At 49.2% G+C, this 20,836-nt stretch carries 14 protein-coding genes; 6 read left to right on the top strand and 8 right to left on the bottom strand.

Features of this window, described 5'->3' with window-relative positions:
* Positions 1-186: 186 nt before the first annotated feature.
* Together SynROS8604_RS04715 and SynROS8604_RS04710 are read right to left on the bottom strand one after the other, a co-directional pair.
* Positions 187-1,332 (bottom strand): DUF1254 domain-containing protein, encoded by a 1,146-nt coding sequence (locus tag SynROS8604_RS04715; RefSeq protein ID WP_370586581.1) that lies wholly within the window; start codon positions 1,330-1,332, stop codon positions 187-189.
* A 131-nt stretch (positions 1,333-1,463) separates the two neighbouring features.
* On the bottom strand, positions 1,464-2,576 hold the full coding sequence (locus SynROS8604_RS04710; RefSeq protein WP_255445187.1) for a DUF1254 domain-containing protein: 1,113 nt from the start codon (positions 2,574-2,576) through the stop codon (positions 1,464-1,466).
* Between the two features lie 222 nt (positions 2,577-2,798).
* Between SynROS8604_RS04710 and SynROS8604_RS04705 the strand changes: the two genes are divergently transcribed.
* A complete protein-coding gene (locus tag SynROS8604_RS04705; RefSeq protein ID WP_186545325.1) occupies positions 2,799-4,547 on the top strand; it encodes a recombinase family protein in 1,749 nt (582 codons plus the stop codon).
* Positions 4,548-4,584: 37 nt separating this feature from the next.
* On the opposite strand, the gene SynROS8604_RS04700 is transcribed toward SynROS8604_RS04705, so the two are convergent.
* Positions 4,585-4,971 carry a hypothetical protein gene (locus SynROS8604_RS04700; protein ID WP_186545324.1) on the bottom strand — a complete coding sequence of 129 codons (387 nt, stop codon included), beginning with the start codon at positions 4,969-4,971 and terminating at the stop codon, positions 4,585-4,587.
* Positions 4,972-5,371: 400 nt separating this feature from the next.
* Here SynROS8604_RS04700 and SynROS8604_RS04695 point away from each other — a divergent pair, with 400 nt between their 5' ends.
* The 5 genes from SynROS8604_RS04695 (at position 5,372) to SynROS8604_RS04675 (ending at position 11,276) form a co-directional block, all read left to right on the top strand.
* Positions 5,372-6,010, top strand: coding sequence for a hypothetical protein (locus SynROS8604_RS04695; protein ID WP_186545323.1), 639 nt, complete (start codon positions 5,372-5,374; stop codon positions 6,008-6,010).
* Positions 6,011-6,360: 350 nt separating this feature from the next.
* Complete coding sequence (locus SynROS8604_RS04690; RefSeq protein ID WP_186545322.1) at positions 6,361-7,296, top strand: hypothetical protein; 936 nt, start codon at positions 6,361-6,363, stop codon at positions 7,294-7,296.
* 504 nt (positions 7,297-7,800) lie between these two features.
* Positions 7,801-8,280, top strand: coding sequence for a hypothetical protein (locus tag SynROS8604_RS04685; RefSeq protein ID WP_186545321.1), 480 nt, complete (start codon positions 7,801-7,803; stop codon positions 8,278-8,280).
* Entirely contained in the window at positions 8,273-8,713 is a 441-nt protein-coding gene (locus tag SynROS8604_RS04680) for a hypothetical protein (RefSeq protein WP_186545320.1), read from the top strand. Before SynROS8604_RS04685 ends, SynROS8604_RS04680 begins: the two co-directional genes overlap by 8 nt.
* Positions 8,714-8,897: 184 nt before the next feature.
* Positions 8,898-11,276 (top strand): hypothetical protein, encoded by a 2,379-nt coding sequence (locus SynROS8604_RS04675; protein WP_186545319.1) that lies wholly within the window; start codon positions 8,898-8,900, stop codon positions 11,274-11,276.
* A gap of 207 nt (positions 11,277-11,483) precedes the next feature.
* Here SynROS8604_RS04675 and SynROS8604_RS04670 read toward each other — a convergent pair whose 3' ends face one another.
* The 5 genes from SynROS8604_RS04670 to hsdR all read right to left on the bottom strand — a co-directional run bounded on the left by SynROS8604_RS04670 (position 11,484) and on the right by hsdR (position 20,621).
* Positions 11,484-13,067, bottom strand: coding sequence for an ATP-binding protein (locus SynROS8604_RS04670; protein ID WP_186545318.1), 1,584 nt, complete (start codon positions 13,065-13,067; stop codon positions 11,484-11,486).
* A 167-nt stretch (positions 13,068-13,234) separates the two neighbouring features.
* Positions 13,235-14,182 carry a restriction endonuclease gene (locus SynROS8604_RS04665; RefSeq protein ID WP_186545317.1) on the bottom strand — a complete coding sequence of 316 codons (948 nt, stop codon included), beginning with the start codon at positions 14,180-14,182 and terminating at the stop codon, positions 13,235-13,237.
* Entirely contained in the window at positions 14,179-15,756 is a 1,578-nt protein-coding gene (locus tag SynROS8604_RS04660) for a restriction endonuclease subunit S (RefSeq protein ID WP_222930130.1), read from the bottom strand. The genes SynROS8604_RS04665 and SynROS8604_RS04660 overlap by 4 nt, the downstream gene beginning before the upstream one ends.
* 7 nt (positions 15,757-15,763) lie before the next feature.
* Positions 15,764-17,224, bottom strand: coding sequence for an N-6 DNA methylase (locus tag SynROS8604_RS04655; RefSeq protein WP_186545316.1), 1,461 nt, complete (start codon positions 17,222-17,224; stop codon positions 15,764-15,766).
* 31 nt (positions 17,225-17,255) lie between these two features.
* Positions 17,256-20,621, bottom strand: coding sequence for a type I restriction-modification system endonuclease (hsdR, locus tag SynROS8604_RS04650; RefSeq protein ID WP_186545315.1), 3,366 nt, complete (start codon positions 20,619-20,621; stop codon positions 17,256-17,258).
* Positions 20,622-20,836 lie beyond the last annotated feature (215 nt).

The following is a 20,836-nucleotide window of genomic DNA, read 5'->3' as shown; positions in this document are numbered from 1 at the left end:
GCGCTGCGGAACCAAAAAAAATCCAACATTTGCCCAAATGGGACCACCTCCTGGATCACGCGGTCCTCATCACATTTGACTGCATCTATCAGAGCCAGCCTCATCGTCTAGGCAGCAATAAGACGAGCTCATCATTGAGCACAACTTGGTTAAAAAAAGCCCGGATTTTTAACCCGGGCTTCAAAGTTATTGAACGGGCTGAAACTGAGGTAGTTTCCAGCTGCCATCGAAATACGACTTTGTTGGAGAGTAAACACGAATAGCCACATTCCAACCCGGATAAATATCAAGATAATTATCCTGATTTTTATCTCCACCTAGATGAATAACATATTCACCTTTTTCATTGGCCTTGGCAAATGCACTGTTGACATTATATTTTTCACCGGTTGAAAACCCTTTGGCGTCATACACCGTGACGGACCAGAAAGCCCGAGGATCACTGGGCACATCCTTCATCACAAGAGTGTGAGGCTCGATGGAGTCAACAATCTTGGGGAAGGGATAGACGGCTCCTTGCTTAGGCAATCCACCCCAGCCCACTGCAACGCCGAAATTACGCAGCTCATCGCTGATCTCTCCCCTTTTGCCAAAGGCGTTCTCCGAGGTCACACCCTCGGGTTCACGGCGACTGTTGTAATCGGCACGCAGATCAAGAATCTCCTGCATGTTGTAGCGATGGTTAGAGATAAATTCACCTCTGCTGGCCTGCTCCAAACCAATTTGCTTTTGAACAGCAGCGGCGGCTTGCAAATCAGCGGGATCCTGCATGTTCACCTGTGTGCGCACGAACGCGAACACATAGCGACTCCCTATGGCTTCCTTCGTTAACTCATAACGACCGGGCTTAGCGCTAACAACGGGAATCCAATGCTCCTCATCAACCACTTCAAGGATTTGATAGCGGTCTGTTTCAGGTAAGACAACGGTTGCAGGGCTGTCAAGATCCAGCACTGCAAAGGAGTACAACGTATCGAAATTGGGCCTCAGGATTGTCCGATCCGCTGGATCCATGGCCTTACTGAGGTGCATAAACTCTCCAACACCCGTGCCACACGTTCCCTTGGCAATTTTGCGGACATAATCTTCAAGAATCACCTCCGTCTCAGCAACGGCGTAATTGGCCTTGGTCACCGGTGTGACCGCAGTGGCTTTGGTCTCAATCGCCGCTTCAGGGCAGTTGTGCTTCGTTGCATGAGAGTGACCACTGTCAGCTCTGGTTTGCGAACCAACAAGCAGCCCTGCTCCAAGAGCTGAAGCCATCAAGACGGTGCGCGCTTGACGCCTGAACAAACGAAATCCCACTGAGTCGATCACTGTTTTTTTAGTCATAACCATGAATGAAGGGCCTGCATCACTGCAGACCAGCAGCGATGCAGCATTACGCACCATTGGGATCAAAAATGGGGCCTATCCACGGTTGAAGCCATAGGACCCTGATCTTTCGTGATCGCATCAGACACTCACTTCAGCACCAACTCCGGACGCGTCCAGGAGCCATCAAAATAAGCAGGCGTGGGGTTGTAAATCCTCAAGGTGGCATTCCAACCTGGGTAAATGCCGAGATAATTATCCTGACTGGCGTCACCACCAAAATTCAGGACAACCTCGCCTTGATCATTCTCTGTTGCGAAGGCACTGTTGATGTTGTAAGCGTCACCAACTGGGAAACCATCCTTGTCGTAAACAGTTAAAGACCAGAATGCATTGCTTCCATTGGGAACATCTTTAAGAGTGAGCGTTTGAGCTTGCTCAGAAGATGGCGTATAGAAGAGATACACAGCCCCTTCTTTTGGTAATCCTCCAATCCCAACAGCAACGCCCATATTATTTCGCTCTGGAGAAATAACACCCTTACGGCCATAGAGGTCATCAGACTTCACGCCTTGCTCATTGCGCTCTTTGTTGTAAGCAGCACGTAAGGCGAGCATGTCCTCAAGGTTCCATTGATTGGCCTGCACAAATTCACCACGATTTGCTTGGCTCACCTTCAATTCTTTCTGCAAATCCCGAGCTTTGGCGAGGTCTTCTGGATCACCCATATTGACTCCGGTGCGGAACGCCACCAACGCATAACGACTGCCAACATTCTCTTTGGTTAATTCATAAGCACCAGGATTTTTATAAACAAAGACGTATCCCTGATCATCCGCAACCATGGCACTTTGATAGCGACCACCTGTTTCAGGAAGCGTGATTGTTGCCGGATCATTGAGATCCAAAATCAACCATGAATACAAGGTATCGAAATTGATGCGAATCACCGTTCGATCCTTTGGATCTGCTGCTTTGCTGTCGTTCAACAGCACACCCATCCCACCGCTGCAGCTTCCCTTGGCAACGTTGGCGATGTACTTGGCAAACACGGTCTGAGTTTCAGCCGCTGCATAATTTTCCTTCGTGACAGGAACGACTTCATCACTCTGAACAACAACAGCGGGTTCAGGACAACGGTTCGACGCTGCAATCGATTGCGCCTTTGACACGGAAGGCGTAGCAATAGAGAGGAGTCCGAGGCTCAGCGCTGAGGCCACACCAGCCAATCGCCCTGAAAGTGAAGTCATATATGGCGCCATGGGTCTTTTGATTCCTTTCAACGTCTTAATCGCCTTGAAAGGCTTTGTCTGGCTATCCACCCAATCGAGCCAGCCATCTCGCACAATCAGAACCAAAGTCAGAACCCAAGGCAGGCGCATAGAACGCTGCCTTGGACGCAGCACAATGGAGTGATGACGTAACGCCTCCTAATAGACACCAGCTGAATCCGCTGGTATGACTGACAGATCTACGGTCAAAAATTGGGAACGCTTTCGCCTGAGACACAGAAAAAAGAGGTGAAACTTCCAGCCAACAAACTGGCGGTCTCATACCAGCGTGTCAGTACACCTGAGCAAGACCACTCTCGACAGAAACGTGCACGGGACAAATGGCTCGCCAACCATCCCGAATTCACGCTGCTTGATACGAAAAAAGTAAAGCTCTCAGGCCGTAAGAAAGATCGTTTCCAGTGGTTCATCAAAAACCCTGCCAAATATCCACCGGGCACAGTCCTGTTAGTAGAGGACATCGACCGTTTCTCCCGCATGGAGGTCGAAGACGGCATCAGGGAGTTATTGGCAATCTTCGATGCGGGCTTGGGCATTGCTGTCTGCCCTTACGAAGACGACGACACCTGGAATAGACTTGGCATTATCACCAACCTCAACACTGGCGGAGAAGAGATCCTTCGCGAGCTAAAGAGGGCACGACGCGAGAGTGAGAGGAAGCGTGAGCGGCGCCTTGGAGCCGTTGATGACAAATGGAAAGCAATAAGAGAAGGAAACCTTTCCAAAGCCTTCAAACCTCGCGGCAAATCAAAGTCCGCGAAGGATTATCCGTTCTGGCTTGAGTTCCATCCAGAAGAAAGAGACGGCCGCGGTGTGTTCAAGGCGAATGAGCATTGGCCACTGATAGTTCGCATCTGGGAACTCGCCCGAACCATGGGCGGAGCTCGCATTGCTCAAGTGCTTAAGCAGGAGGGCTTTAAGAGTCCACATCCGCGCAAAGGAGAGGAGAAGTTGCTGAGCCCAGAGTTCGTTCGGCTCCTCCTCAAAAGAAGGACTGTCCTCGGGGAGTTTCAGCCTCGTCGTAAGAACAACAAACCAGCAGGCCCTCCTATTCCCGGAGTGTTTCCACCGGTCATCACTGAGGGCGAATGGAAGAAGATCCGCGGAATCATCGAAGACCGTGACACCGGACTAGGAGCAACACGATCAAAGAAGAAGCACAACCTGTTCGAAAAACGATCCTTCTGCGCCCAATGCGGTGGGCTTATGGGGTGGTCGCCTCAAACATCCAAGCAATTGGCAGACGGATCGATGCGGCATTACCCAGGCAACTATCGGTGCAGGGTTGGCCATAAGGATCACGACGCATGCAACGTCAAAGGGAAACAAGTCGGCACCCCTTACAACGAAGTTGCGCTCCTAGAGATGCTTCACGACTTCAGATGGGAGGACCGTTACAGCAGCACATCCCACGACGAGGAGGTAACCCAAGCAAGGCAGCACCTGCTCGCTCTTGAAGAGGTTCAGGGCGCAAAGCAGCGGATCGTCGACAACATCAAACAAGGCATCAGCAAGGCGCTCATGGAAGGCCAAGCGCCTAACCCAGCGTTTACCGAAACCCTCGAAGAAGCAGACGCTGCGCTCATAGAAGCCGAAAACGCCGTAGCAATAGCCGATAGGAAATTAGCTGCTCTTAAGAGCAAGACAGTGGGCAAGGCCGCGGCACGTGAGGCCAGGGCCAAGCTGAAGGCATTCATGAACTCAAGGCTCGATAACTACGCAGAACGAGAGAGGTTCAATGAGTGGTTTCACAGCACGGGGTTGGTGGTTGTGGTTGATCCAAGAACGAAGCGAGCCGAGATCAACCCTGCAAAGATTGTCGGAAACAGCATCGTTGAAATATGGGATAGCGAATGGATTCTTCCCCACTTGAAGGGGAAAGACCTAGATCGCTACCTAGAAGACACGGCAAAACTCAGTTTCACAAATATGGAATTCTGAAAACTGATCTTCGATTGAGAAGATCCGGTAAAACCTTCTACGTTTCAGCATCCAGTGCTTCCATGCCGACCTCAATAGTTCCAGCCAATACCGCCCATTGTTTACCCGACCATGGAGGTCCTGACCAAGCGCTGCTATCAAGAGTTTTGTTTGCAATTTTTGCAATGATCTCCCATTGCTTCTCAAAATCGTTTGCTGTCTTGCTCTTTGCCTCTGAAGCCTGTGCCTGAGGTTTATCAATTCTTGGACGGGTTGATCGAGCGAAACGTGCTTCAAGACCTTCCCTTAGAAGCAAACGACGCCGTACATCCTGATAATGCAGCCTTGGAGGCAATGCATTCAAAGCGGCATAAACTGTACTTTTGGATCGACCAAGAATTTCAGCGGCTTCAGCAACAGAAATCAATGTCTTAGTAGCACTCATGAATTAGTCTATACGAGAGAAATAGTATGCATTACGTGTAATCTTCTAATTAGTCTTGCGTGCATTGCCTGCAAAAACAGCGTGCCTCGAATCACCCCACTTAAGTTTAGCCAGCAAGGACCCATTGACCAGTCTTTGGAGTTACTTCCCATTTTTCGCGCATAATTCCACTTACTATAACGTGACGAAATGTATTTCGCCAGTAAAATCCCATGGAATTTAAGACATTGCACTGTAAATCTGGCTTCGGTTTAGTAGCCGACTTCTGAGCAAAATTCTTTATTGGAGGAAAAGTAAAACTAGCTTCAAAACAAAGAGCATTTGGCTAATGACCTTTCGGCTGAAAGACGATATACTTTTAAAAATACCCAAGCCAACTTAAATTTCCCGCTGCGGTGCAATGTCAACTAACGAAAGCAACGATCCAAAACGTCTAGACAATTTACGACAGAAAGCTGAATTCCTAAGGAGGGAAAAAAGGAAAATAATTAAAGCTAGAAAAGCGGAACTTGAGATAAAGCGCTTAGAACAAGAAATCAATGATCTCAGGGATGAACGCATTCATAACGAGCAAGATGGACTAGATGAATTCAAAAAACGTTTAATCAGCGGTTCAAGGATTGCTTCTAGTGTACTTGCAAAAATAAAGAAAATTAAAAACGATTCGAATCCCTTACCTTCATCATCCCGAGCACCTAAAGATAGTCTAATGGTTGAAGACGACGTAAAATCAGCAGTTAAATATGGCCGATGGACAGTCGAAGATGACGCTATAAGTAAAAAATCAATCAGCGCTGAGCTAGAGCATAAGTGGCAAATAGAAAAAGATAAACAAGAAAAAGTATCTAAGGAAAAAGCCGTAAAGGATAAAAAAGATTCTGAGGCTGGTCTTCTGGGGTGCTTAGGCATTCTTGCATGGTTTTTTCCAATTTTTTGGCCTTTTCTGATAATACAATTGTGCAAAACATATCCAATAACTTGCTCTATTTGCCTTGGACTAGCTACTCTATTGATTGTTGTTTCACTCTCCATGAATTAAAAATCTTAACAAGTAATTGATTGGATTAATGTCATGAAAATCTTTATTTACAATGCTATGCCATCATTGCCGGGGGTTGTGTATTGCCTAAACTAGGTGTCGCTAAATAGTGTATAAAACTCCCTCCAAAAATTTCTAAGAGGACGGCGGAGATAAGACCAATTTAAAAGAGCACGCATTTGAGGGATTCGGATCCTTGAAATTTCAGCGAAGAAGGGGGTGTCAAAGCAGATGACCCATTCGAAACTTGGAACAAGCAGTTATCTATGCGGTTAATACATAAAGGTCTTGTCCGAAAAAAACATGCGAAAATCATGTCCATATAACACCTTGCATCAAAAACGCGATCGATGTCTGAACATATCCAACAGATACAGGCCAAGGCATCGATAGGTATAAAAGGTGCGGTCAAGTCGGCGCTGATCAAGGCTCAACCACTTGCAGACAAAGCAACTGCAGTTGCAACAGTTGGTGTGGGTGCAATCGGATCGTCCCTAAGTCGATTCGCAGATATCCCATTTGACCCAAGCCAGGTGACTCGTATCACCAGTGCAATGAAAAACCATGGCATCAGTACTGTTGATGCTGTTCGGGCACTTCCTGATGAACTAACTAGATACGGTACGCACGTCGTAGATCAATACCTCAAAGGTGGTGACCCCCAGGGGAAACAATGGTCACACGTAGAAAGTCAGTTCAACAACCCAGATAGGGCCTCTGACCCCAAAAATGCTATTTGGGAAGACGGTTCAGCAAATCGTTCCCGAAGTTCTGAGAACATGACTATTACCGAAAGAGTGACGGCCAGTTTTGACAACCACTTTGACGCCTTTCTGACAACTGTTAGAACTCAAGAATTTTGGCAGAGGACGCTTGGGAATGCTTTTGAAGCATCTGCCTATGCAGCAGCAATCACCGCTTTGGATATGTTTTTAATCCAAAGGGAAGAGCTGATCAACGGATCAAATGATCAGAAGAAAGAAATTCTGATGGATATCTTGAAACGTAGTGGATTAATAGCTGCTGGTGCTTTACCTGTTTCGGTTTTTCTCGCAGTACTTCTGTTGATGGTACCTGGCCTATCAGTGGTTATGGCTCCCCTAGGACTTTTAGGTTCTGTTGGGCTCTCACTTCGTCTGGTGACATCGTTTATTCAGAATCCCACCCAACAAGAGCAGGACTTTCTTGTCTCCTTACAGGGTTACATGAAAGGAATGATCTATGACATGAGACGTGATGAAGATGGAAGTATCACCATTGACGTTGTTCCATTACTTTCTAATTAAGGAAAACAAACCAAGCCGAATAGCAGCCTCGAATCGCCCCACTCAATAATAGTCAGAAAGGAACTGTTTGACATAGCAGGCTCATTACATCACCTAAGTAAGCTATAAAGTCAATATCTAAAAGGCAAAAAGCGTAAGTCGTATATCCACCTGTCTTAGGCAAAAGCAATAGATTATAACTCCTAAAGCCTTATGGATAAAGTTATAAAGATTCGGCAAAATAATTGCTCTGCGTCCAAACGCTTCGCATTTGTGCTGCACAAGAGCGATGAATAGAGGCTGGTACCCCTCTAAGCGACATCAATACCCACATCGCAGCCGCTAACAGCCAGGCCAGATGAAGCAACTCGTTGTAGCAGTGGATACAGCAGAGTGATCTAGGCGCCTGAAAAGGGTAAATCAAGCCAAGAATCTGATCGACCGAAACAAGTACTGAAATCGCAGAAATCGTGAGATAATCGCGGTCAAAGAAATCACGTACTTCTTTCGCGCTTTCCTAAAATCATGACTGGCACTGCATTGCAACACGCAAATCAATGTTTAATGCCAGCATTCCGATCTGCAAAAGAGTTCCCCAGGGCTCCTAAAGCAGAGGCATTAGAGACACTATACCCAGCACTACTGCAAGCCCTGAATGAGACCAATACTGCTCGTGGACTTTGGCGCAGCAGCATGGACGATAAAAAACGCATCATCCTTGAGGTTCGTGCCGAGATTGAAAGACTAGAAAATGATTTGGTTATTGAAGCTCAAACTCGCATGCAATTGCATGCCATGAACGAGAAACTACTGGCTGTTCTCAAGGAAGTTGATGGTTTTACTGAGGAGATATCAAATTCTGTTGAATCCGCTCACAAAACTCCTCGCACTGGTCTGAGTACATGGATTGAACGGTTGAAATCTATCAAGAAACGTTGGCGCGCTTTTAAACAAAGACAACAAAGCCTGCCTGTTGTGACTGACCAAAATACTTTCAATGGCTGATATTCCAGATCAAGCAAGCCTCAATCCCACAAAGGAGTCAAACGGTTCTCTTGCCGATATGTTTTTGGCGGCTAATCAAGAGCTTGCTCGAAGTGACGCCAGGCTTTACCGGTCGATCGGCGAGCACCTTCAGCGTACGCGGGCGATTCTTGATCAGGAAGCAAGAGAAGATGGTCAGCAGGTAGATCATAAAAATGAGGATTCGATTTCCCCTCGTCCTCTATTGCAAGGCCAGCCAAGTTTTGAGAAGCAGCTAAGGGCTGATCTAATTTATCTATGCAAAAAGAATGGAATTCGTGGCTATTCACGAATGAATAAAAAAGAAATCATTGCGAGGCTTGATTCCAAAGGAGTAGTTGCTCCACCGACTCCATTACACGCGTTTAGCAAAGCAGAACTGTTGTCTTTAATTGAAGATCTTGTAGGTGAGTGATGCGATGAAAAACAATACTGATCCATATGACGCCAGCAATCTTCCAACTAACCCTCCACCAGAAAATCTCATGGAGGAGTATTTGCGCGCTAGGAAATTACTTGTCAGTGCCAACCGCTCACGTAGTGCATTAAAAGGACACGACTCAAGACGCCAGAAACTAATTCTTGATTTGCAATCACAATTGCAGGATATCGAAAACGACCTAAGAGACGAAGCGGAAAGCCGGATACGAATCCATGCTCTTAATGCCCGCATCGCCGAAATCGTTGGGGATCTCGAGACGGGACTTGACGAAACGGCATCGATCATCGACGAGCCAAGTCCTGGTGGCTTGACGCCATGGGTGATCAAGTTGGCCAGATTGCTACCAATTGTGATGCGGCTTAGGCAAATCAAGCGCCAGGCATTACAGCTTCTTGGCCGAAATGAAGAAGAAAAGGAGCCCTTACTGCCTGCTGATGTGCAAGTGTTATCAGCACCTGCAGTACAAGAAGAGCCGGATCTGAAGGATTCCGAGAGTAGCTCTATATCAATAGAGATAGAACCAATAGAAGAAAGCAACATTGAGGCTGCTCGCGGATCACTTGGTCCACTGCTTTTAAAAGACCTCGATTATGCTTTTGGTCTATTGCTGCTTCACAGCCCAGGCCAATCCATTCCAGAAGAATTTAGAATAGATGCCACCTCGGACTGGCTGGCTGACCAGGCATTAGTTGTTCCGCAGGATCCCGAAGACGAGTTGTATGCGCCTTTAGAAGCTGGTTTTCGCGCTCTTGATGAACCGGAAATCTCAGGCGACACACTTCATCCTTGGTTAAACACGGGAGTTCTGCCTTTCGCGATGGATCCCGAACTGCGCTTGCTTCGGCTGCTCCGCCTCGAGCAGCTCAGCGATGCGACGCACGTCTTGGTTCAAGAAAAATTTGCTTCCTTGCTTCAAAACTGCGGAGCAGAATCTCTGCCACTGGATTTTGATGACGACCGATGGCAGGGCTTTGAAATACAAAGCGAAGAATCTCATCACGCATTGCAGCATGTTGTTTCCCAAATGGGATCTATCTCACCTGCAGTTGTTTTGCAGGAACCCCGGATTAGTAATCGTGGGGGAGTTCGATTGGCTGAGGGAAAAGGTTACTTAGCATCAGGGCTTGGATTACCCCTTCTAGCGATTCCGGAAGGACTTTCAGCGGAATTAGTCCAAATACGCTTTGCCGATCAAACCTGTGGGCTCTACGAAAAATTCAACGATCGAGCAAGCGAAGCTGAGCGTCAGCTTTGGGAACCTTCCTCCAAGCTGCGTCGATTAAAGGAGCTTCCAATAGGCGCTGCAGTGCTTGAGGCAGCTTTCAACGATGGCAGCCTCCAAGAACGAACGATCCGATTGGCTGCACTTGATGCATCGCTTCCATTTCGCCGAAAACATCATTTGGCCTTCCGTGAGGACTGGGAATTAAAACTTGGACCCCTTTCTCTCCCTCCATCATTGTCCCCGAGCATTCACCTCGATGAAGCCGAATTGAGATGGGCATGGCAGCGAATTCATGAGCATGACTACAACGTCAACCATCTGTTTGAACAGCAGATGCTGGAGAGCCTCTCGGCATTGTTCCAACGACGTGGATCTCTTCCTCGTCGCGATTTTTATGCCCTTTACAGCCAACTGCGCAACAAACCAAATGAATGGCCGGGATTTGCGGAAGCTGTTTTGCGTGGATGGTGCGAAGGGGGATGGCTCGAAGAGGGTCTGGAAAGCATCAATGGCCGTTGGCAAATTCAGGCCATTGATCCACGGTTGGTGCAACTTGAAGGAGGTGGAGCACAGCTCGTGGGGTTACTCGGTGCGCGCCGTTTGATGGCCGTTCTGGCTTGCGCACATCAGCTGAAGCTCACGGTACGTTCAGTTCCGCCAAGTTGTCCCGACATGCCCCGAGGCTGGCGCTTCAACGGTGATATCAGGGCACTATCTGAAGCTTGTGGTCTATCGCTTGTAGAGCAGTCGGACTGGATTCCTGACCCCCGTCATGCGTCGTGGGTACTGGACAAGCCACTGGCTTGCGATGCCGGATCGACTTGGCCTACGGGTCTAAGGGGTCGTCGTTTATCGGATCGAGTATGTGGAAGACGAGGCCTGGATCATCATTGGAAGCCAACGCAGCCACTACCAGAGCAATACCGAGCACCAATCAGCTTGAAAATTGATTCAGAGATCACTGCTCGCGGTAAAAGGCGCTGGCACAGCATTGATCCAGTTAACGGAGCGGAGTTCAGCAGCTGCCACTTCAATCGGGTAGCTCTGCATGCCTTGGTGATTGCTACCGATGGTCTTTGGCCATTTGGCTTCACGGATCAAGACAGAGGCCAACTAGATCGTTTGTACGACGCTCAGGCCTATCTCCCACTACCCCTTGCGCGTTATCTCGCACTTACTGGCAGTTATATGCCTGGTCCAACAAGGCATCAGCCCAGTGATCACACCTATCGGTATTTCGCGTCAAGAGATTTAGAACGTAGTCAAAGCATCCAGAAATTCCTGCCAATTACTACTCTTCCAGAAAATTAAAAGATCAATTTATTCGTAGTAACAGGGCAGTATTCGCAAAAACTCCTGTCTAAAAAAATACACTCATTTAAATCAAGCAATTATTAATTGAAGCATCATGGTTAAAAAAAGGATCCTTGTAGACGGCGTACACTTAAAGTGCTTCCCTTTAAAAAGGTCAGAAATAGCGCTTGGGAAAAGCGAAATAAAGCTGTACGCAAAACTAGGTCAAAAATGATTCCTAACATAATCAATCAACTTCGAGCCTTGAAGAAGAGCTGTTGCAGGGTGTGTTTTTATATAAAAATCATTTTCATCAAGATAGGAAGGTTCCTGAGATGACTTGCAGTTAATACAAAGGATTCTCTTTTCATCAAGAGTAGCTATCTCTATTGAGATGAATGGGTAGAACTGCTCTCCAATTCGTGAACTTATTAAATTATTCAGATGGAGCATAAATTTGTCCAATGATCCTTGGCGAATGCGATTCACTTCCTCGTCAATACCAAGTATGTCGCCATTATCATGGACTCCAATAAGTAATGTACCCCCAGCGGAGTTCATAAAAGCAACAATATTTTTAAGTGTTGACTTCTCAATTTCTTTTGACTTTTCACCTTTTCGAACATCCCAAGACAGGGTTTGCTTAAATTCAACCTGTCTTGATTCGCCAGATCTGATTAGATCTCGAACATGCTCAGCGAGTGTGATCTTGCCTATCTGAGCAAGCATATTCGTAGCATGTCCGATAATATCTCTGGCATTTTTCGGGTTAACAGCAAGGTCTTGCTCAAACTCCTTAATAGCTTTAGTAAGTCGCTGTAGCACTTCCGACGACTTAATGATCGTCTCTTGTTCCTCAATTGAAGGCTCCGGCACCAAGAGCGAATCAAGAGCACTTCGCCTCAATGTCTTTACTGCCGAGCCAGACGATGCGGATTCAAGAATTAGACGACCATATTCCGTCTCCAAGAAGCATTTAATATACTCACATCGGACAAAGTCTTTGAAAACAATCTGAGTGATAAAACGATGATTGTCAGGCAACTCTGCGAAAGAGGTGATTACTTTTAAGCTTCCTGCACTGAGATAGATGGCATTTTCTATCTCAGTAAAGTTGCATCCAGGCTTGCAGGTATTGATTTCAATAGACAGCTCGCCAATAGTTGAGGTGGTATATGTCTTGTACTGAGATTGAAGACTATTGATTTTCAGCGTTGCACTTAAATAATCAATACCAGTGAATTGTGAATTTCGAACAAGCACGCCTTCCGATAGAGAGGCACCCTGATTGCCTTTCTTAAGCCTTGAGACTATTTCTCTTGCTTGCTCCTGATGAATAATCTCAGATACAAAAATATTTTCTGATTGCTTTCTTGACACTAGCAACACAATGGGTCTAATTAAAGTCTGAGCGAGTGCATCTTTAGGCAGGCGAAAAACTGCTTTAATAAAGAAGCCAAGAGAATTTAAGTATTCCCTGAATTCATCATTGCCATGGCAATTGAAGAAGTTTGGTTCTACGATACTAAGACATACTCCCTCTGGGCTTAGGCTAGGCAATGCTTCATACAACTGGTTCCACGAGGCATTTGCATGGCGAATTTTAATTTGCCCTGTACTTGACGCCTTAAGCCCCAGCGGAGAACAAAGAGTTATCAAATCATAAGTTTTATCAGGCAGTAATTCCTTATATGTCTCAAGAGAACAGAGCTCCTCAGGAAATACAGAATAGTCTGTGGTATTAACACAAGCATAGCTATTACAAGCAAATGAAGCTGCAATTGACTCCGTAAAGGCCACGATTGCCATCCTGGCTTCAAGAGTGGATCGAGAATTTCGTTTCATCACCATTAATGAAGAAGTTGTGTCTCAGTTAAATGATAAAGAAACATATTTATATAGCTTGTTAGTCGTGATTTGAGTGAGTGTCGCCTCTGAAGTTGCCAGTTAAAAGATGTGATGCGCATATTCCCTCCCTAATCACCACCACCTGAGAAGAAGTCGAGATCAATCTTGGAGATCTTGATCACCTCTTTGGTTTGGATGCCAACCCCGTGCTGAATCATCAAGTTGGCGAGTTTGTCGCCATCGACAAGAACAAGGCGTGGATCGCGAATGCTGTTGGCGAAGCGGATCGCATCAGCAGTGAACTTGCTAGTGGTCACAAAGACTCCCTTTCTGCAGCCGCCTGAGGTCATGGCACCAACGAAAGCTTGCACCTTCTCGCTTGAGACTGAGTTTTCTGAATAGCGCTTGGCCTGCATATAGATCTGATCAAGGCCGAGCTTGTCTTCGTTGATCTTGCCGTCGATGCCTCCATCTGGTCCACGCGGCACTCCTTGCATTGCTTGCCTGGAACCACCGCCGTAGCCCATGGCAGGGAGTACGTCTAAAACCAAGCCTTCAAAGTCGTGAGGATCCATCTCTTTCATCTGATCCAGCAGGTCAGAAACCAACTGCTCCTTGATCTGCTTGACCCCCGCTTCGATCAGATCTTCTGGAGTGCTGTCTTCTGTGTTGATGTCGGCAGTGGAGTCGGATGATGCGTGGTTCTTGGCTTGCTTAGAAGCTTCGTGGTCCTGCCATTCCTTGAAGCCCGTGAGGTCAGCACGTTTGATGGGCCTATTGAGGCCAAAGAGGTTTTGGGCATTGGGACCTAAGGCGAAGTAACCGCGTTTTGGACCAATCAATGCACCAGCTGATCGCAGATAAGACGATGCCCAGCCAATACGGCCACGCACGATGCTTTTGCCATTGCTTTCTTGGCTAAGGGCCATTTGTTCTTCGCTCAGGCCCACCTTTTGAACGACAGCTTCGATGGCGTCATTGCGTGAAAGCTCACCACGTTCCTGAAGCACCTTCAGCAGAGGGAGCATGAATTGATGCCACTTCGGGATTTCGACCAAACCTGTTTCTTCGCTCATAACTCCTCCTCCCAGGCTGCATCGGCATAGGCAGCTTCGCCATGCAAATCGACCTGCATGAGCCCATTAACGCTGAGCTCTTTCGCCAGCTGCAACTTAAATATTCGAGGTTCAAGCCCTGAAGCGGCAAGCAGAGCTAATTCACTAAGGGGCCCGCATTCTTCAAGCACCTTGGCGAGGTGGTTGTCGGCAATGCCGTCAGGAATGGCGAGCTGAGCAGCATCAGCCTTCTTCTTTCTGCCTCGCTTGGCTGGCTTTTTGTTTGCTGCTTCTGCTTCACGTTGGGCTTTGATCCGTTCCAGCAGCACTGAGGCCGGCTCGTCGTTGTGGTCTTGCGGGACAAGCTCGCCGCGGAAGGCTTTGGCAAGTAATGCTTTGGTGAAGTTGTTGAGAACTCGCAATGAGTATTGGATCTTCAGCTCGATCTCTTCGCCGTTACTAAGTAAGAGGTTTATCTGCTGACATAGCTCTTCCTGCTCTTCAATGCTAGGTAGGCCAAATTTGTAAGATCCGAGTTTTTTTGAGTTGATATTGGACTGGCTCACACCGTCTGACTTCACCCTCCAGCAATAGTGCCTGCCCTGCGGCGAGTTCAAGCTGAAATTTAAGTATTCCGGGAGCAATGTGTTGTTGCATCTGACTCTGATTAGATATCCCGCGTATATGGCTTGTCTTTCGGCATTGTAAATAGCAGTCTTGCCTACAAGCTCTGGGCTATTTGTTCGATTAAAAAGGACATCGCCTTTTTTGAGTTGGTATTTTTCGATCTCTTCTGCAGCTGATGTGTAAACCAGATCTCCCCAGTCAAGTTTCATGTTTTGAATATTTCCCATCCGAAGCACTGGTACCAATCCTGAGGGACTGGATTTGGACGATGTCCCATAAGCGGGTTTGGTGACGTGGTCTGATAGTGAAACTTTGGGCCACTCCCCTTCAATCCCCCTCTCTTCTCTCCACTCCCTCGTCAGCTCACCAGAAACAGCTGCGGCCAGAACGGATTGGCGGAATCGCTGGATGGTTTCGGCGGCATTGTTGAGCTTTTGTCTGCAGGCTTCAACGGCGGCGAGCGTGGTTTCGAGCTTGTCGGCGATGCGGTGTTGCTCCTGCAGTGGCGGTAGGTTGATTTCGATGCACTCGACATCGCTTTTCCGTATTGAAGGAACAGTTGTTGCTCTTGAGGCATCAACGAAGGAAATCGTCCTTAAGAAGTAGAAAATGAATTTATCGCTTATCTCTTTGTTCGGCACAACTGCCATTACGTTGTTATCTGCACAGCAGTTGATGGCTGTAATTACCCTTCTATTGAGGCGAATTGCTTCTCCAATCTTTGCAAATAAGGTTGAGCCGGGTGGAAATACTTTTGCCCTTAATTCCTTGGAAACCTCTGTGGTGATGTAATTTTTTGTAGTTGTTAGGGGCTGACCAGATTTAACGGCTTCCGAAATGTCGGAAACTTTGGCAAATGCTAATTCACCTTCCGTTTTTCCCTGAAGATGCTTTGGAAAGCCTGCGCCACTTGCTATATCGCAAATCTCGCCAAGTGTTGTATTTAATCGCCGATCGAATGGTGTCATCTTCTCTTTATTTGGTTTCGGCCTCGAAGGAAATTTCGGTTATTAGCTGGCCTAAAAGGCCTAATGCTTCTTCCAGCTCATCCATTGCCTCCTGAGCAAGAACTTCAGGTTCCGGTAGATCTTCAGCGTCATCGGCTGACTCATCCCGCAACCAAGCCAGATCCAAGCTGAAGTCGCGGGCAGCAATTTCATCGCTGCTGAAGCATTGCCAACGGCCATCAGGCCCGGTGGCTGTGCGATCAGCTTTGCCGTAGGGATTAGAGCCATAGGCGGCTTCAAACTCGCTGAAATGGGCGCGAGTGAGTGGGGTGCGCTTGCCGAACTTCGGCATGTTGGCCCGCAGGTCATAGACCCACACCTGATCGGTGTTGCCTTGATCGTGTTGGCCTCGGGTGAAGAACAGCACGTTGGTCTTCACGCCCTGCGCGTAGAAAATGCCGGTGGGTAGGCGCAGGATCGTGTGCAGATCGCATTTGGCCATCAGGTCTTCCCTGATCTGGCGGCCCACGTTGCCTTCAAACAACACGTTGTCGGGCAGCACCACAGCGGCACGGCCGCCCGGTTGCAAGCCCCGATAGATGTGTTGCAGGAAGCAGAACTGCTTGTTGGCGGTGGGGAAGGTGAAGTCAGTGCGGCTGGGTAGCCCCCCGCCTTTTTTGGTGCCAAAGGGTGGGTTGGTCAACATCAAACTGGCCCTGGGCAGCCCTTCTCCCTCACTGCTCATCGTGTCGCCATAGCGGATGCCACCTTCACCACTTGTCGACTGCAAGTTGTGCAGCATCAGGTTCATCAACGCCAAGCGGTGAGTGTCCTGCACGTGCTCCATCCCAAAGAACGTGCGCCGGTAAAAGCGTTGTTGCTCAGCTTCCGTGAGTGAATAGATGTCTTGGTGATTGGCGATCCAGCTGCGCGCTGCAATCAAGAAACCGCCGGTACCAGCAGCAGGATCTTGGATCACATCTCCGAGCTGGGGTTGCATCACCGCCACCATCGAATCGATGAGTGGACGTGGCGTGAAATATTGACCTGCCCCTGACTTCTTCTCTTCGGCGTTCTTCTGCAGCAGCCCCTCGTACAGATCGCCCAACCCTTCCTCTTTGGCGCTGTACCAATCGAGCTTGTCGATCTCCTCCACCAGCTTGTTCAGCGTGACGGGCCTTTTGACGAATGAGCTGGCGTTGGCATAGATCTCCTGCACCAAAACCGATGCACCGCTTTCAGAACTCCCCAGTTCCAACAAGAGCAGCTTGTAGTGCTCCATCTGCTTAAGCCCGCTAAGCGGCTCGAGCGCATCCCAGCGCCATTCCTCTGGGATTCCAGCCTCTGTGCCGGTCTCCTTCGCCATCTTCAAAAACAGCAGATAGGTCAGCTCAGAGACGTATTGGTGATACGTCACCCCGTCGTCTTTGAGGACGTTGCAGAGGCCCCAAAGCTTGGCAACGATATCGGTGGTGGTTTTGCCGCTCATGCTGTCTTACGTCTCATTGTTTGGATTCTCATTAGGCCGCCCAGACTTCACGCTGGAATAGCTCCAGCACCTCACCCAGCTCCTCATTGAACACCTTGTTGAGCCGGGGCCAGCCGCCTCCTTCTTTACGGAACACCATGCCTTGATCATCAATCGCGGCACGATCAACAATCGTGATCGACTTGGTTTGGCTGGCAATGCGCTGCAGCCAATCCCGTTGCGGTCGAGTCCAATTTTGTGAAACCAGGATGCGTTGCAAGGCTTTGTCCACCCGCTCTGAGTAGGGGACAAGCGCATCCCCAAGGGCTGCCCGTCGGATGTGCCCCATGATCGAGGCCACCAGCTCTTGGTTGGTGGTGTCACGCCAAGCTGTGCGCAGGCTGGCTTCGTTGTAACCCTCCGCATCAAGAGCAATGCGCAATTGCTTTAAGTCATCGCGCGTGAGTTCCCATGGTTTTTGCAACACCAGATTGAGGGCTGGAAGCTCATTCCCTTCTTGCTTGATGAAACGGCTGAATTCCTCCAGATAGTCCTCAGGCTTTCGGCCTTTGCCATAACCGTGCTCCGTAGAGCGCAACGCATCGGGATGATCAGAGATCACCTGCGGTTGACTACCACCGCCCGTTGGTGCATCCAGCACTTCGGCGAGGCGTGGCATGCGCTGGATCCAACGGCTGGCGTCTTCCACGGGCAAGTCCACCAACCGCTTCACGAAATCCAGAGGCTGCTCTCCCGTCACTTGCTGCACTTGGTCGCCCTGGTGCTCGTTGAGGCCGCGAGCCTTACGGCGAACCTTGGCCACCAACTGATCACGGATCAGCTCCAAGGTGCTGGGGTCATGCTCCTGAGCAAATTCCTCAAGCAGCTGGCCAATGCTGATCTTGGGGTCAGCTACGACTGGCTTCATGTCGCTGAAGTTCTTGAGGGCTTCGTAGATGCCCACCGCATCAAAGATGCGGAAGTGGGTTTTATTAATCGCTTCGCAAAGCCTCGTGGCACGACCAATCATCTGGTCGTACAGGATGCGGCTGTTCATCCGCCGCAAGAAAACGATGTTGCAGATCGATGGCACATCCACCCCCGTACTCAGCAGATCCACGGTGACCGCAATGTTGGGGAAGGCTTCGTTTTTGTAGTGGCGTATCAGGTCTGCAGGTTTGTCACTTGCGCCGGTGATCTTGGCCACCGCATCGTTAGAGACGCTGCCGTATTGCTCTTGAAGAGCTTCTTTAAGGAGCGTCACCACCATGTCGGCATGGGCATCAGTGGCACAGAAGATCAGCGTTTTTTGTGGTGACTGCGGATCCAACTCCGTGGCCAGAAAGCGGCAAACCGCACGATTAAACGGCTCGGTGATCACCTTGCGGTTAAAGCTTTCCACCTCAAAGTCGAGGGCATCTGGTGTGTTGAAGCGATCCATCCCAGCAGAGCCGGGATCAAACACCTTCACTTCATCCCCAGCGGAGAAATGGATTCCGTCGCTGGAGAGATCAGTTGTGATCAGTGTGGGTGGCTCGTGGTCAACCAGAAAGCCATCAACCACCGCTTCTCGATAGCTGTAAACAAAAGCCGGTTCGCCGAAGATGTCCACGGTGTGGAGAGCAGGCGTAGCTGTAAGGCCCACCTTCACGGCATCGAAATGCTCGATCACGCGCCGGTATTTCGACACGTAGTCGTTGAAGTTGCGGAAACCCAGCTCCCGCTCACTCAGCTCCCGGTCCAGCAGGTAACCGCGATGGCACTCGTCGACCACGATCAGGTCATAGGTGTCGACGCTGGGCTTCTCTTCGTCATTGCCAAGCATCAAGCGCTGGACCATTGCTTGCACGGTGGCGATGTGAACGCGCGTATCGCTCTCGACCTCTTTCTCGCCTAGCTCTTTGATGCCGTAAATGTCAGCGAAGGTCTGCAAGCTCTCCATCCGCGTTTCCTTGAACGCATCAGCTGCCTGCCGGCCGAGCTCGGAGCGATCCACCAAAAACAGCACCCGCCCAAAGCGGTTGGTTTTCAGCAACCGGTAGATCAGAGCTATGCAAGTTTTGGTTTTGCCCGTGCCAGTGGCCATCGCCAGCAAGATCTCTTTTTGCCCAGCTCCAATCGCCGATTCAGCAGACTCAATGGCTTGTTGTTGGTAGCGCCGCAAAGGAAAGCCGTAGTTGAAGCTCTCTCGTTTGAGTTGCTCATGGGCCTGGGTGCTGTCACGCCGGACCATGGCCTTGAGCCCTTCCGGTGTGTAGAAGCCATCAAGAGGTCTGCTGAGATTCGTGCCCTTTCTGGTATCGCGGAACCAAATGCCACTTTTGGTTTTCAGCTGCGGAAGGTAGGGCCTTCCGTTTGATGCGAAAGCAAAGGGAATAGGAAACGGACCACCCGCATTAGCGCTTGAAGCAGCGTGGTTCTGGTCATCTGAAACGTAGGTTTCGCAGTAACGCTCGGCCTGAGGAATCACACCCGCAACATCTTTATGAGCACGTTTCGCTTCTACTGCTGCAATTGGTGTAAGCCCTAAAAACAGCACGTAATCGGCGACCCCGCCTTTGCAGGGCCATTCGGCAATGGCCTTGTTGTAGTTGGCTTCTGGTCTGGCGCCCTTGGCATAAGTGAGTTGCTTGGTGTCGCATTCCCAGCCCACTTCTCGCAACTGGGCATCAATGAGTTCACGGGTTGCTGCTTCATCCAGATTGATCAGCCCTGAAGCTTTCTTGCCGGCTTGCTTGCGTTCACTCCGGATGCTTCCAGCTTCGTTGCTAGCCGCTGCTTGCAACGTGATCAGTTTTTGAGCGAGCTCTGCTTTTTCAGCTTCACTTTCTTCCGCGAGGTTTTCCCACTCCTGCTGCAGGCTGAGCGATTCATTCAGCTGTTCGGCCTGAGCTTTGAGTGCCTGGGTGAGGGCACTCTCATTGGCTAGCCCCTGCTCGTACTCCCGCCTAAGAGCTTCAAGTTCTTTTTGTAGGGCCTCATCACTCGAGGTTTCTTGCTCAGGCGGTTGCGGTGGCTGAAAGGGGCCACTGCGGTAGTTCGCATCGTTGCCAAAGGTTCGATGGAACCAAAGGCTGAGTTGCCAGGCCACCTTCAGGTTCTGTAGTGCCGTGCCGTGATCGCCCTCGAGGCGGTGAGTTGCGGCGTTGCCTGCTTGCCGCAGGTTGTGGAACAACACGGCTACATCCCTTTCGAGATCACCATTGCTCTCCATACGACGCAGAAGCTCCAGCTGGCTTTCTTCGCTGCCGGCATAGAGACCAAAACGCGAGGCCACCTGTTGGGCCAGCAACTCCCCAAATTGCCGCAGCTTGATCAGAGCCGTATTGGGGTCATCAGGGAAGTAACGCTCTGCATTACTGCTCAGACGAAACAGGGCTTTGTCGTAGGTGGCGATATGGGTGAAGTTGCTTTGCATCTCACTGCACACCTAGTTGGATGAAAACGCTGGGAAACCAACCATCGTCAATGCAGATGCTTTTATCTGAGCAAGCTCTATGCCTATTGAAGTTGACTTGCGTTTCGGTCCTACCCATCAGGAGCTATTCAGCCAATCGTTATCGAGATGAGGCCATCTTGGGTTAAAGGCAGGATCTTGTCCTCCCCCGGATGGGGGATTCAGTCACTCGTTTT

The sequence above is a fragment of the Synechococcus sp. ROS8604 genome (genome assembly GCF_014279655.1).
Taxonomy (GTDB): Bacteria; Cyanobacteriota; Cyanobacteriia; order PCC-6307; family Cyanobiaceae; genus Synechococcus_C.
Note: the sequence above shows the minus strand (reverse complement) of the source record. Positions and strands in the feature narration are given on the sequence as shown.

Coding starts and splice junctions, on each gene's coding strand:
- SynROS8604_RS04690 (WP_186545322.1), top strand. CDS start 6,361: ATGTCTGAACATATCCAACAGATACAGGCCAAGGCATCGATAGGTATA.
- SynROS8604_RS04710 (WP_255445187.1), bottom strand. CDS start 2,576: ATGGCGCCATATATGACTTCACTTTCAGGGCGATTGGCTGGTGTGGCC.
- SynROS8604_RS04665 (WP_186545317.1), bottom strand. CDS start 14,182: ATGAGCGAAGAAACAGGTTTGGTCGAAATCCCGAAGTGGCATCAATTC.
- SynROS8604_RS04670 (WP_186545318.1), bottom strand. CDS start 13,067: ATGGCAATCGTGGCCTTTACGGAGTCAATTGCAGCTTCATTTGCTTGT.
- SynROS8604_RS04685 (WP_186545321.1), top strand. CDS start 7,801: ATGACTGGCACTGCATTGCAACACGCAAATCAATGTTTAATGCCAGCA.
- SynROS8604_RS04695 (WP_186545323.1), top strand. CDS start 5,372: ATGTCAACTAACGAAAGCAACGATCCAAAACGTCTAGACAATTTACGA.
- SynROS8604_RS04700 (WP_186545324.1), bottom strand. CDS start 4,971: ATGAGTGCTACTAAGACATTGATTTCTGTTGCTGAAGCCGCTGAAATT.
- SynROS8604_RS04655 (WP_186545316.1), bottom strand. CDS start 17,224: ATGAGCGGCAAAACCACCACCGATATCGTTGCCAAGCTTTGGGGCCTC.
- SynROS8604_RS04715 (WP_370586581.1), bottom strand. CDS start 1,332: ATGACTAAAAAAACAGTGATCGACTCAGTGGGATTTCGTTTGTTCAGG.
- SynROS8604_RS04660 (WP_222930130.1), bottom strand. CDS start 15,756: ATGACACCATTCGATCGGCGATTAAATACAACACTTGGCGAGATTTGC.
- hsdR (WP_186545315.1), bottom strand. CDS start 20,621: ATGCAAAGCAACTTCACCCATATCGCCACCTACGACAAAGCCCTGTTT.
- SynROS8604_RS04680 (WP_186545320.1), top strand. CDS start 8,273: ATGGCTGATATTCCAGATCAAGCAAGCCTCAATCCCACAAAGGAGTCA.